The sequence below is a fragment of the Paenibacillus amylolyticus genome, assembly GCF_003719335.1.
Classification (GTDB): domain Bacteria; phylum Bacillota; class Bacilli; order Paenibacillales; family Paenibacillaceae; genus Paenibacillus; species Paenibacillus amylolyticus_D.
On record NZ_RIAS01000006.1, the window covers coordinates 213,704 to 227,403 of the forward strand.

10 protein-coding genes are annotated in these 13,700 nt (G+C 46.3%); 2 read left to right on the forward strand and 8 right to left on the reverse strand.

The window, feature by feature from the left end; all coding sequences use genetic code 11:
• Nucleotides 1-332: 332 nt before the first annotated feature.
• Complete coding sequence (locus EC604_RS13555) at nucleotides 333-2,030, forward strand: CPBP family intramembrane glutamic endopeptidase (RefSeq protein ID WP_123064673.1); 1,698 nt, start codon at nucleotides 333-335, stop codon at nucleotides 2,028-2,030.
• Here EC604_RS13555 and uvrC read toward each other — a convergent pair.
• Nucleotides 1,999-4,086, reverse strand: a complete 2,088-nt coding sequence (gene uvrC, locus EC604_RS13560) for an excinuclease ABC subunit UvrC (RefSeq protein WP_123064674.1) — start codon at nucleotides 4,084-4,086, stop codon at nucleotides 1,999-2,001. The two genes, EC604_RS13555 and uvrC, sit on opposite strands and share 32 nt — an antisense overlap.
• A 394-nt stretch (nucleotides 4,087-4,480) precedes the next feature.
• Nucleotides 4,481-4,798 (reverse strand): thioredoxin, encoded by a 318-nt coding sequence (trxA, locus tag EC604_RS13565; protein ID WP_090919457.1) that lies wholly within the window; start codon nucleotides 4,796-4,798, stop codon nucleotides 4,481-4,483.
• A 264-nt stretch (nucleotides 4,799-5,062) separates the two neighbouring features.
• On the opposite strand from trxA, the gene EC604_RS13570 reads away from it, so the two are divergent.
• The gene (locus EC604_RS13570; RefSeq protein WP_090919461.1) at nucleotides 5,063-5,218 is read left to right on the forward strand and encodes a YqzM family protein; all 156 of its coding nucleotides are present in this window, start codon (nucleotides 5,063-5,065) and stop codon (nucleotides 5,216-5,218) included.
• A 171-nt stretch (nucleotides 5,219-5,389) separates the two neighbouring features.
• Here EC604_RS13570 and dnaI read toward each other — a convergent pair whose 3' ends face one another.
• The 6 genes from dnaI to EC604_RS13600 form a co-directional block, all read right to left on the reverse strand.
• Nucleotides 5,390-6,340 (reverse strand): primosomal protein DnaI, encoded by a 951-nt coding sequence (gene dnaI, locus EC604_RS13575; RefSeq protein ID WP_090919464.1) that lies wholly within the window; start codon nucleotides 6,338-6,340, stop codon nucleotides 5,390-5,392.
• A gap of 276 nt (nucleotides 6,341-6,616) precedes the next feature.
• A complete protein-coding gene (locus EC604_RS13580; RefSeq protein ID WP_430538781.1) occupies nucleotides 6,617-7,471 on the reverse strand; it encodes a carbohydrate ABC transporter permease in 855 nt (284 codons plus the stop codon).
• A 90-nt stretch (nucleotides 7,472-7,561) separates the two neighbouring features.
• Nucleotides 7,562-8,491: an ABC transporter permease gene (locus EC604_RS13585; RefSeq protein WP_123064676.1), complete on the reverse strand. Its 930-nt coding sequence runs from the start codon at nucleotides 8,489-8,491 to the stop codon at nucleotides 7,562-7,564.
• 80 nt (nucleotides 8,492-8,571) lie between these two features.
• Nucleotides 8,572-10,044, reverse strand: coding sequence for an ABC transporter substrate-binding protein (locus EC604_RS13590; protein WP_123064677.1), 1,473 nt, complete (start codon nucleotides 10,042-10,044; stop codon nucleotides 8,572-8,574).
• A gap of 190 nt (nucleotides 10,045-10,234) precedes the next feature.
• Nucleotides 10,235-11,758 carry a response regulator transcription factor gene (locus EC604_RS13595; RefSeq protein WP_123064678.1) on the reverse strand — a complete coding sequence of 508 codons (1,524 nt, stop codon included), beginning with the start codon at nucleotides 11,756-11,758 and terminating at the stop codon, nucleotides 10,235-10,237.
• 1 nt (nucleotide 11,759) lies between these two features.
• Complete coding sequence (locus tag EC604_RS13600) at nucleotides 11,760-13,652, reverse strand: sensor histidine kinase (protein ID WP_123064679.1); 1,893 nt, start codon at nucleotides 13,650-13,652, stop codon at nucleotides 11,760-11,762.
• Nucleotides 13,653-13,700: the final 48 nt, after the last annotated feature.

Genomic DNA, 13,700 nt, shown 5'->3' on the forward strand with positions numbered 1-13,700 from the left:
TATGATGATATCTCAGTTAGCTCTAGCTCTGTTAGTTCTTTCCGTTCTATTCGTTCCCTTGTTAGACCCTAGACATGCGGATTTTTGCATATTTGCTTCAAAATTATAAGCGCTGCAGCGAATGCACACAAAACGATTTTCGGGTAAATAACATCGAATTTGTTCAAAACGGGAAAAACACCTACACCCGGACGGCAAGATCAGATTTTTTCGATCATTTTCATGCATTTTCAAAGATTTACACCTGTTTTCGCCCTGTCATTAGCATTAAGGACATACCCTGTGCTATCTTTACATTACGATGTAATTGAAAAAAGGAGGAACACCATTCCATGAATCCCTTAGGGCAACCTTTGCAACTTAAGGCTAACTTCAAGCGTTTGGGGTTGCTTGCGGTGATCGGCCTGATTTTATTTTTTGTCTTTCAGATCTTTCCTGCGACTTCATCACAAACGACAGAAATTTCGTCAACATCCTTCATTAGCAAGGATCAAGCGATCCAATCTGCACGTTCATTCGCGGCTTCTGTTGATGACTATACGCTCCCCAGCAATGCCAGTAAACCCCTTGTAACGTATCAGACCCATTCCGATATTTACGGTTATATGGCGAAGACGAAACAGCTTGCCACGTACAATAAAAAATGGGAAGCAACCTATCCTTACGATGTGTACCGCGTACGTTTGCTTGATCAGAACAGCGGGGGTTACCTTAACGTTGACGTACATATGAAAACAGGCAAGGTAGTCGCTTTCAAACGGGTATTACCTTCCTCCCTGTATACGGCCGTTGAATCAGAGCAAGAACAGGGCATTAGAAGCACTTCAGAGTCGCTTGCAGAAGGCAATATGCCATTGAACGAAAAAGAAGAAATCGCGGCTGGAGTTTTGAAAGAATTCGGATATGACATCCCAACGCTCCAACTGGATACACGAGATGGCGAGCCGGGTCTGAAGTACACGGATACAAGTAAAACGATTGGCAACTCCAAGCTAGAATTGAATTTTACATTTGAAAATGGAGCTGTCCGTTCGTTCGATTCGGAGTTCTCCGTACCGGAATCCCACACGGATTATGTTAAAGACCAGACCCAACTGGCTAATTGGTTAACTTACGGTGGTTACGCTTTTCTGACGTTTGTTCTTGGTGTACTTGCCATCATATACAGCATTCTGGCTCGTGCAAATACATCGTTCAAACGAGGTATAGTCTTGTCACTGGTGTACTTTGCAGCTTCTATGATCGGTACACTGAACATGCTGCCTCTCTTCCAGGCACAGGGGCTCTCAAGCTTCATGTTAGTGTTCCTCATGCTCATTCAGACCGGCATAACCATCGTGATGAGTGCTACGATCTATCTGTCGCTTGTCGCTGGGGACGGCATGTGGCGCAAAATCGGATTGAATCCATGGCCTCGTGCCAAGGAGCCGGGTTATGGCAAGTATGTGCTGCATAGCATGTACACCGGTTATCTATGGGCTTTTATTCTGCTAGGTGTACAATCGGTTCTGTTCTTTATTCTGGAACGCAGCATCGGTACATGGTCTACAACCTCGGCAGATCAATCGACGTATAACATGACATATGCCTGGATCTTCCCGATTATGGCATGGATGGCCGGTATTGGCGAAGAAGCGGTATACCGACTGTTTGGTATTCGAATGATGCAAAAGGTTGTGCGGAACACGTTCATCGCCTGTCTGATTCCTACAATTATTTGGGCACTCGGACACACGCTTTATCCGATCTATCCGGTCATTACACGCCCGATTGAACTGACTGTCATCGGATTGCTGTTCAGCCTGATCATGTTGCGTCACGGCTTTATTGCCGTCGTTTTTGCACATGTCATCTTCGACAGCCTGCTGATGGGACTCAGCTTGATTTTCATGGGAGACGCGCTGAACATCGGAGCCGGAATCTTTTGGATTGTGCTGCCGGCTATTGTTGGATACGTGGTCTACCGTTTCAATCCAAAACAAAAAGAGAAGCCGTATGTCACGACTCCTCATCACGAAGTGCTGCAATAATTTGATTTGCCAGTTTATCACCAATCGACAGAGGCCGGAAGTCTTCGACGCTGGCCTCTTTTATTTTGCGCAGAGAGCCAAAATGCTTCAAAAGCAGCTTACGCCGCTTCTCCCCGATACCCGGAATCGCATCGAGCCTAGACGTAACCATCGACTTACCGCGTTGCTCACGGTGAAACGAGATGGCGAACCGGTGAACCTCTTCTTGAATCCGCTGTAACAGATAAAACTCCTGACTGTCCCGCGGCAGAGCAATCACCTCTGGTGGATTACCAATCATCAGTTGTGATGTTTTGTGTTTGGCGTCCTTCACCAATCCACACACCGGAATGAATAGCCCAAGCTCGTTCTCAAGCACGTCCACAGCTGCGGAAATCTGTCCTTTACCACCATCGACTACAATCAAGTCAGGCTGGGTCAAGTTTTCCTTAAGCACTCGCTCATAACGACGACGAATAACTTCACGCATCGTTTCATAATCATCCGGCCCCTCGACAGAGCGGACTTTATATTTACGATATTCCTTCTTATCCGGTTTACCGTCGGTAAACACAATCATGGCAGACACCGGATTCGTACCCTGAATGTTCGAGTTATCAAAAGCTTCAATTCGTCTTAACTGCTCCAGACCGATCCAGCGCCCCAATCCCTCGGAAGCCTTAGATGTCCGCTCTTCATTACGCTCAATAAGACGGAACTTCTCCTCCAATGCCACCCGTGCATTGTCGAGTGCCATCGTAATCATCTGGCGTTTCAGTCCGCGTTGCGGGATGTGTACTTTAATGTCCAACCACTCTTGCAGAGAAGCAGCCATCTGGGAAGGGTCCTCCATCTCGGATGGCAGTTTGGTATTGGATGTATCCTGCAATTCGTCTGTATTGTTCTTTTCTTCCTCGGTTGCATCCGCCCCATAAGCTGCAAGTGTCTCGGCAACAACTGGCATCGAAGCAGCGGTCTGATTCATCCCGACTTGTAATTCCTCCTGCATGGATTCAACCGTTTCCTCCGAATGTTTGTCCTCGGATGTATTCGCATGATCCACTTTTGCGGAATCGTTTGTTGCCTCGTCAAAGAGCAGTTCTTTCGGCATCTCCGGTAGTAATATTTCCTGTGGCAACGCCGGATTATCACTGTAATACTGTGTTACATAGGACATGAAGTCATTGTAGGCCTCACCGTAGAACGGGAAGGTGGATACATGACGTTCAATCATTTTTCCCTGACGCATATATAGAATCTGGACACACATCCAGCCTTTATCAATCGCAAATCCAAAGACGTCGCGGTCTCTGGCATCCGCCATCGTAATTTTCTGTTTTTCCATGATCGCATCAATCGCAATCACCTGGTCACGCAGCTCTTTGGCACGTTCAAAATACAAATCTTCAGCGGCTTCCTGCATCTTGCGTTGCAAGTCCTTTTTAATCTCTTCATGCCCGCCGCTCAGAAATGACCCGATCTCCTGCGAAATCTCGTCATACTGCTCTTTGCCAACTTCCTTCACACAAGGAGCAAGGCATTGGCCCATATGGTAATAGAGGCAAACTTCCTTTGGCATTACACCGCATTTGCGGAGCGGATACATCCGATCCAGCAGTTTTTTCGTTTGGTGTGCCGCATACGAGTTCGGATATGGACCGAAGTATTTGGCTTTATCTTTCAGCACTCGGCGAGTCACTTCGAGCCGCGGATGCTTTTCATTCGTTATTTTAAGATAAGGAAACGTTTTATCATCTTTAAGCAATACGTTGTAACGAGGCATATGTTTTTTGATCAGGTTACACTCCAGAATCAGTGCTTCCATATTGCTGCCTGTCACGATGTATTCAAAATCACGGATTTCGGATACAAGACGCTGTGTTTTTCCATTATGACTGCCAATAAAATAAGAGCGCACGCGATTTTTAAGCACTTTGGCTTTACCGACGTAAATAATCGTACCCTCACTGTTTTTCATCAAATAACAGCCCGGCAGGTCTGGAAGCAATGCAAGCTTGTGACGAATCTGCTCCAATGCCTTCTCCTGTGCGTCTAACTCCTGCATAAATGGATCCATAATTCGGTGGGTCCTCCCTTCCGAAAAATTGAAGCCTTCACCTTACATGTTACACTCCAATGACAGAAGAACCTGGAGAGTAGCTGTTATCCCCAGATTTTTTTGATCCCTTTTCAAAGGGAAAATCCGGTGATAAAGGCTAAAGCGTATTTTTCCGATGCAGCTTTCTTTCAGAAAGCTTTTAGCTTCGCTTCTCCTGTTCATTTCTGTCCTCTCCGTTAATCATGTAAATTTCCAGTTTCATTTTATATTCAATTATATAATATAAATAATTTATCACATCATTTATATATTACTTTTATATTGTCCTACATATCGCTTATCGACGCAAAACGCCCCCGGCATGTAAACCGGAGGCGATGTGTCAGCCTGCACTTATAAAGTGTTTTACATCTTATTGATGTTTTTCGATGATTCCTTTAAGTGCTTCTTTGGAGTTCAAACCAACCACTTTATCAACCGGTTGACCATCTTTGAAGAAGATCAGTGTTGGAATGCTCATTACGCCGAAACGGGAAGCAGACTCTGGATTCTCATCCACGTTTACTTTAGCAATTTTTACGGAATCGCCAACTTCTGTGGACAGCTCTTCCAGGATTGGAGCGAGCATTTTGCAAGGACCACACCAAGGCGCCCAGAAATCAACCAGAACCGTTCCTTCTCCTTCGACTTCTGTGTTAAAGGATTGATCGGATACGTTAACAATAGCCATGAAATTGTCCTCCTTATATATACTTACGGTTTTATTTTAACCTGTAACGTCGTGAACGACACTTCCAGTATAACACATGTGCGTTTGACATGTGAAATGAACAGCTAATGTTCATCTTCCCAACATGAAATCTTCACAATTACAGGTATAGCAGGTCGTCTGCAAAATCTTTACAAACGCTTTCTTTTCCAAGTATACTAAAATTACTCCGGATTGTAGCCCTGCTTGCAGGTCAAGCTGTCAATCCTCAAAGGAGGCAACACAATGGACGCTAATATTCGGATGACCGACCCGCGTGAACATGTGAACGAAGAGCCGCGTAGCGATCTCTTTGATCTGATTATGGGCGTTGTCGGCATGGGCGGCCTGATGACTGTTATCTTTTTTGGTATGGTAATTTTTAAATTCCTGACCGAATAGGATGTTCAAGGCAGTTTCAGGCTCCCGCAGACCAAAAAAGCCCGGTTCTCGCATATTGCGAAAGCCAGGCTTTTTTGGTTCATCTATTTTTAACGTAAGATCACAATGATTCCAGCTGTTAATGCAATGTAACTTTCCGGCATGAGGACTTGTCTTAAAAAGAAAAATGACTTAACTCTTCCCCCGCTGATTTTCGCCCCGTACCTGAATAACATCCACAAATGGACGAATCCGATCCATCAGACGTTGACCTTTGTTCGATTCCTCGCCATCCCGGTTCGTAAAGCTCAAGTGTTTCTCAAGCCCTTCCAGATTGTAATTGGACGTATAGAACGTTGGCTTGCGATTCATCCTATAGTTGAGAATAGAGCCCATCACATGATCCCGTACCCATGGGTTCAGGTTCTCTGCACCAATATCGTCAAAGATGAGCAGGTCACAGCTTTTCAGAACATCCGTCATTTCCTTGAGCTTCTGTCCTTCACTGATCATGGATTTCAAATCCTCTACAAAGTCAGGCATATAAATGATGACACCTGTATGCCCCGCAACCGCGAGTTCATGTAGCAAATAACACATCAGAAACGTTTTGCCCGTTCCAAACGAACCTTCCAGATATAACCCCTGCGTTGAAAGTCCATTGGCCTTGGTCTCGCTAATGTAACGAAGCACACGGTTCACCGCTGGCGCACGCATACGATCTTTACCCATAATTTCCACATCATTATATCCAGCACTTAGGGCACGCTCATCCACGTAAAAACTGCGAATCCGCTGTTTGATGATATGTTCATTTTGCCGGGCGATCTGTTTCGAGCAAGGTGCTTTAATATCTATAATTTCGGGTTTACCGTTGAAATTCTCTACTTCCAGTTTGCAGAAATGACCCTGAAAATCGTTGGGACAGTTGTCGAGTCCCGGACAATTCGCGCAGTTCTTCGAATCTTTGGCATACTGAAACAGCTTGCTCAGATCGGGCATGAGCTGTGTATCTTTCAGTTCAGGATGACCTGCGCGGAACTCGCGCACGTACGGGTCTTCCAACAAATCCGCCATAATTCGCCGCGACTGCTCACGAAAGGAAGGGTTCAGCTGCTGAAGCAGTCCTCCCAAGGATTCCATGGCTTCAAGCCCCCTTTTGGTTGTTTAATACTGTTCATTCTATAGAAAAGCCACCAATAACTCAACAGATACATCTGGAAAATCGTCGAACTCTATAATTGGCGTAACCTCTCGGTTACAATCTAACTCGGGTTGGATTTTGATTGTGTCGTAGCGGTAGTCCCCCTCTTTCAAATCTTGTTGTATAGTCTCCTGCCCGACTCATTCGGTAACGGTTCTTCTTTCATTCTTGTATAACATCAATTTATAACTCTCCATTTCTTAAGAGGACTCCGGTTATTCTTTCACTGCACCCACCGTCAGCCCCTGCACGAAATAACGCTGGAAGAACGGATAAGCGAATATGATCGGCAGTGTGGCTAGCACAACCATGGCCATCCGGGATGTATCCTGCGGAATGGACTGCATGGCAGCCAGACTCATCGAGCTGCTAGCCGAGTTCTGCTGAATAAATTGAATGCTCGACTCAATTCGCATCAGCATCGATTGCAGCGGCACCAGATTGGGATTATCAATATATAAAAGGGCATTGAACCAGTCGTTCCAATAGCCGAGTGTACTAAACAAACCAATCGTGGCCAGACCCGGCAGCGACAAAGGAATGACGATTTTCAGAAACGTATAAAATTCTCCGGCACCATCAATTCTCGCCGATTCGATAATTGCATCCGGTACACTGGTCGAGTAGAACGTACGCAAGATCATGATGTAAAAAGCGTTCATCGCCAGCGGCAGAATTAATGCCCAGATCGTATCCTTCATGCCAAGTAGCTGAGAAACCACCATATATGTCGGGATCATGCCGCCGTTGAACAGCATCGTCAGGATGGCAAAGATGGAGAAAAACCTCCGATAACGGAAACTCTTGCGAGAGATCGCATAGGCATACAGTGACATCAGAACTAGACTTATGATCGTGCCCAGTACCGTCACCAGAATGGTCACGCCATACGCCCGCAGCAGCGTATCCCCGCTCTGCCACACAAACTGATAGGCCGCGAGGCTCCATTCCGCCGGAATCAGACGATACCCGTCACGAGCCAGCACCTTTTCATCCGTAAACGAGATGATGACAACAAAGACAAACGGAAATACACAGATTAATGCAAAGAGTCCGGCGATGATATTCATAATCACGTTCCAGGCAGCAGATACGTGGTGGAAGTCGCGTTTTTTGACAAGCCTAGCATGAGCCACAGAAGTTCACACCTTTCTTGTTTCCTAGAATAAGCTGCTGTCTTTATCGATTTTGCGAACCACATAGTTGGAGATGATGACAAGCACAAAGCCTACAACGGATTGATACAAACCTGCTGCCGTGCTCATGCCGATCTCGCCGCTTGTTTTCAGACCGCGATACACATACGTATCGATCACGTTTGTAACGGAATACAGCGTTCCCGAATCTCTCGGCACTTGATAAAAGAGGCCAAAATCCGCGTAGAAAATACGTCCCACAGCGAGCAGGGTCATAATCGTAATAATTGGAGACAGCAACGGTATCGTAATGTTGCGAATCTGCTGCCATTTGCTCGCACCGTCAATCATGGCGGCTTCATACAGCGACTTGTCGATACCCAGAATGGAGGCGAGGTAGACGATACTGCTGTATCCGATCGTTTTCCACAACGCCACAAAAATCAGAATATACGGCCAATACTTGGCCTCCGAATACCACTGAATCGGTTCGAATCCGAACCAGCCAATCATCTGATTCAACATGCCGCGATCCATACTCAGGAAGCTGAATACGAAGTAACCAACAATGACCCAGGATAGAAAATACGGCAGGAACATCCCGGTTTGATACAGCTTGGCAAGACGTTTGTTGATCAGTTCGGAGAGCAGGATTGCAAGTCCAACCGCACAGACCAGACCCAGAAAAATGATGGCGATATTATACAAAAGCGTATTGCGTGTAATCAGCCAGGCATCATTGGTGCTGAACAAAAATTTAAAGTTGTCCCACCCTACCCACTCACTCTTCCTCAGGCTGGCCCAGAAGCCTTCACGACTGAAGCGGTATTGCTTAAAGGCTGCGACGGTGCCTACAAGCGGCAGGTACGAGAAGAAGAAAAACCAGATAGCGCCGGGCAGCACCATGAGCAGCATGACTCGGTTTTTGATCAGATGTTTAAAAAATGTACTCATTGCGGGGATCCTCCTTCAGGCTATGAATGAGAAAAGGATCGAACGCTACAAACAGCCGCCCGATCCCTCCTCTCATTTTCTTACTTGTTTTCTGCTCTCCAGGCATCCAGCTGGCTTTGGGCTTCAGCCATCACTTTCTCCAGTCCGGCTTGATTGAACTTCTCAATCACTTGATCTAGATTGGTTGCCGGGTCGATGGTACCTGTCATTAATGCTGCCCAATACTGCTCCTTCACGTTCTGTACTGCCGTCAACTCGGCAGATACCTTGCTTGCATCAAAGTTAAAGCTGAGGATTGGCGAATCCGCGCCTTCTGCATTGAACTTTTTGAATTCATCCCATTTGTCATCCGGATCATTGCTGTTCAGATAGAGCAGCATGTTATTACCGAGAGAGTAGGAAGGCATATCATAGTTTTTGGATTCAGGCAGGTTTTCCATATGAGTATCTTCCACTTTTTTGTAGTGTGTGCCCTCAATGCCCGAGTCCACCATATTGCGCAGCACCGGGTCTGTATTCAGCAGGTTCAGGAATTCCATCGCTTTCTCCGGGTATTCCGAGTTGGCCGAGATTGCCATGATGGAGCCCTGTACCGATGTGTTGGTAATAATGGCGTCACTTGCCGGTGTGGATACGACAGGATAACCGTAACTTGCCGACCATAGATTGTCTGCGAGCGGCTGGGTCTGTGCACGATCCAGGAACCAGTTGCCCGACGTTGTCAGATCATTGGTAGAGCCTGTTGTTGCCGCTTCAGCCGACACATAACCCGCTTTATAATATTTGTGCATCGTTGTTAGCGCTTCCTTCATTTCTGGTGTTTCCAGAATGTTCACGATCTTGTAATCGGTAGTGTCCAGCTTTACGGCCATCGGCAGGTTCTGGATTACATAGTCGTATGGCACGTACGGCACGTAGTTTTTATCCATGGCAAAAGGAGTAACACTTGGCTCATTTTCCTGGATTGTTTTAAGCAAAGGTTCCAGGCTATCTAACGTACGGATCCCGGAAGTATCCAGTTTATATTGATCTAGCAGCGTTTTGTTGAAACGCCAGACTTCCTGCTGCGGCAGCTCCTTGTTGGCCGGAATACCATAATTGTGACCATCTACCTTGGAACCATTCAGGAAAGCCGGATCAATGGTTTTAGTCAGGTCCTGACCGTATTTGGCAAGCAGATCATCCAGTTCGAGGAATGCGCCCTTTCTGGCATTTTGCACGTAGTCAAAACCACCGGCAGAAGTAAAGATAATGTCCATCGGTTCACCGGATGCTACGTTCACTTGCATTTTCTGAGTATAGTCACCCCAGTCCACCATTTTCATCGTCACGGTAGCATTAATTTTCTCTTTAGTATATTTGCTGACTTCCTCCATAACCTTGTTAACATCCTTCTGCGGTGTGCCGATGGTGTACCAGATCAACTGCACGGGGTTATCGCCTGCTCCGCCAGAATCAGAAGCCTCTTTACTGCTGCCGCAAGCGCTAAGAACAAGTGTAACAGCCATTAACAACGAAAGAACGAGCGATAAATGTTTCCTGACTTTACTCATTTGCATGATCCTCCCTTTTGGTGTTTCCTTCTGATGTTCCCCTTGGCACCTTCAACTAACTGCTTTAACCTTATCGAATGAAAGCACTTACAAAAAGAAGATAAACTTAAGGTTTCGAGGTACAAATTAAAGGGAATTCGGGCAGTTAGCTTGTTTTTGTCACCAAATAATTAAATTGCTCTGCACTTCATTATCCAAATACTTTAAAGTCAGTCGGCGAGATGCCCACATATTTGCGAAACTGTTTATAAAAATAACCGGTATCCCAATACCCTACGTTCCGGGCGATCTCCTGCACCTTCAGATTGGAGCTGCGCAGCTGCTCCTTGGCACGTTCGATTCGATACTTGTTGATGTACTCAGCAAAGGTCTCCCCTGTCTCTTTATGGAAAAGCTGACCCAAATAAACTGGATGCAGATGGTACTGTGCACCAAGCAGCTTCAAGGAAAGCTCTTCGGCATAATGCTTGTCGATATGCTGAAGCACCTGATTCACAACGGGATTCCGCATATCCTGGAGCAGGGACTCAATCGTCCGGGTGGCCAACAACTGCAATGTATGTACCAGTTCATCAAAGGTTGTACTATCCAGTACCTGACGAAGTCCTTGCCGATAGATTACCGTTTCCTCCGCATGTTTGATGCCCTCCAGCTCCATCTTGAAACGAATTACTACTTCCAGTGCCGTATTTTGTAACTGCTCAGGTGTGAGTTCATGGCGATGCAATTCAAAATCGGTGCGAATCCGCTCCGCCAACTGCTCTGCGCTGCGGGACAAAATCAGCTTCGCGTACGCTCTCCAATCTATAAAGAAGGAAAACGCCGCATGGCCTTGTTGATCCAGCATGGCATGGTCGATAACTCTCCGTTCAGGGTAAATCATCACATACTGGAGTGCCTTCTTTGCCTCTTCATAACTCACTGGAGCCTGATACAGACCTTTCAGCAAACGGCCAGCACCGATATGCAGATCGGGATACATCACCGCCAGCCGGTCTGCCAGCTTATGCAAACCAAGCATCAGCCTGTTTTTTTCATCCGGTTCGTCTTCTATGTTGGCTACAAGCACGATATCTCCGTTCATATCCTGAAAAATGTTCAGGCGGGCATATTCTCCCGCCAACTGTTCGACTTGTGCAAACAACATCTCTGCCTTGTGCGCCTGAGCTATGTCACGCAGCACGGCGACAACAACACAAGGTGCATCCAGTGAGAGATTCATGAACCGGGCACGTTCCTCAAACTCTGCTGCGGCAATTTGCCCGGTAAGCCAGCGATGCATAATATTATCCTTCAACATCTGGATGCCGTATTTCTCCTCCAGATGTGGTGTGACAAGCTGGTCCAGCTTAGCTGCTGTGTTCCGAAGCGTGGACTGAAGTTCATCCACATTAATTGGTTTGAGCAGATAATTTTCGATGCCAAGCTTCATGCCTTCTTTTAAATACTCGAATTCATTAAATCCGCTCAGAATAATCACCTTCAACTCGGGCTGTAATTGTCTGGCTTCCTGGATCAGGTCGAGTCCGTTCATCAAGGGCATCGAAATGTCCGTTATCAGGATATCCACCGGCTGATCGGGAAGAGCTTGCAGAGCTGCCTGCCCATTGCCTGCATGATTTACAATTTCCATCCCGAACGAAGACCAGTCCACAATATCGTATAAACCTTCAATGATGAACGGCTCATCGTCCACAATAAACACCTTGTACATGTCATACACCTTTCCCTTCCGAATGGGTTGGATATCTCACTCTGATCATGGTGCCTTCTTCCAGCGTGCTCACAATCGTAATTCCGAACTGCGGACCGTACAGATACCTTAATCGGCTGTGCACACTTCGCAGTCCAAACATCTGACCGGATTCCTCGGGACGTTCCAGTTCCTCCTGAATTTCTGTAAGCCTGGACGGATCAATGCCCTTGCCATTGTCCCGTACCTCAATCTGCAGGGCACCACCCGCTTCCACCACCGTAATCGACAATCGATTGTCACTACGCTCCGTTCGTATACCATGTACCACATAATTTTCAATGATGGGCTGCAGTGAAAGCTTCACCACCGGATGCCCGTAATAGATGCTATCGATCTGAATCGTATATATAAAAATATCCTTGTACCGGATACGGAACAGCTCCAGATACAAACGGCAGGCTTCCATCTCATCCTTCAACGTATAATTAGGTTTTTGCTGCACAAGGCTTTTGAACAGGACAGACAAACTGTAGATCATCTCCCCTACATCTCTCGCCCCCTGGGAAATAGCCCTCATGCGGATTACTTCAAGTGTATTGTAAAGGAAGTGCGGGTTAATTCGCGCCTGAAGCGCTACCAGTTCAGTCTCCTTTTGTCTGATCTCGGCCTTGTATACCCGTTCAATATACAGATTCAATTCATCCAGCATCTCGTTAAAGCTGTGCGATATTTGTCCCAGTTCATCCTCTCTCGCATCATCAATGCGAGCAGACAGATTGCCGTATTTTACTTTTTGGGTGAAACGAATGATTCTGCGGGTACGCTTGGCAAAGTTAATAATGAAAAAAGCCGGAACCAGCACGGCAAACAACAGGGAAATCAGGCTAATGGAGATAATGGTATTGCGAATACCCGCGTACGATTCTGCCATCTCTTTCACAGGAACGGTACCGATCACCACATATCCTTGATCAGCGGATACAAATCGGTTTATATACAGGTTCTGATTCTTTTTCATCGCATCCATGTCTGTCTGGTCAAACAGGGAATCTGCCGCTTCCACATAGGGATATTTCTTGCCGTAGTATTTTGCGCTGGAGTCGAACAACACCGTGCCTTTGGCGGACAGCACCACGATATCCCCCTTCAGATTGCGTTCGTAGTTATCCAGAGCATTGCCGATGCCTTTTGAGTCAAAGAAGATGAGGAACTGACCGATATTACGCAACGTCTGAGTATTGTTAATGGGCACACGAATAGCATACAATTCAGGGTCCCATAGATTGACGGCCTTGCGAATCCAGTAATTGGGAGCACTGATATTGGGCGTCTCCATCGCCATCACATCGGGAATATAAGATCTGGCCGCATTGGTGTTCAGCTTGCGGAACGGTTTGTACTGATTAAAGGTCAACAAATCCTGTTTCTCGGCACTGTATAACATGAGCTGGTGAATGTCTGAATTACGGTTGATGATGTTCTGAAAATGGTTAAGCACCTCGGCCGAATAGTCATCCCGATTGGCGTAATAGCCGTTGGTCATATGCTGAACATACTCGGCGTACGAATGGTTCATCAGATAGGTGACGTTGGCGGATAACGCCTCATTCTGGTGCATATCCCTCACCATGTTTTGGACCGATTCATACTGCTGATGCATGTAACGATCGACATGCTCCATTGCCGCTTTCTGAATCGCCAGCTCCCGGCGTATGGTGGAGTCCGATACGGACAGAAAAATAATATATGACAATGTAATAATCGTAACGATCGAGATCATCGAAAAGATGAGCAGCATTTTCATGAACATATTGTTCTTGAAGAAATTTTTGTAAACGTTAACAATTTGCAATCTGGTACCCCCTCTGATGCTTTTTTTCTGTCTTGAATTATAGCACCCGTCCTCTGACATGAACTTGTCCCTCGCAACTATTCTTTAATTTATACCTCGGATTCTTTA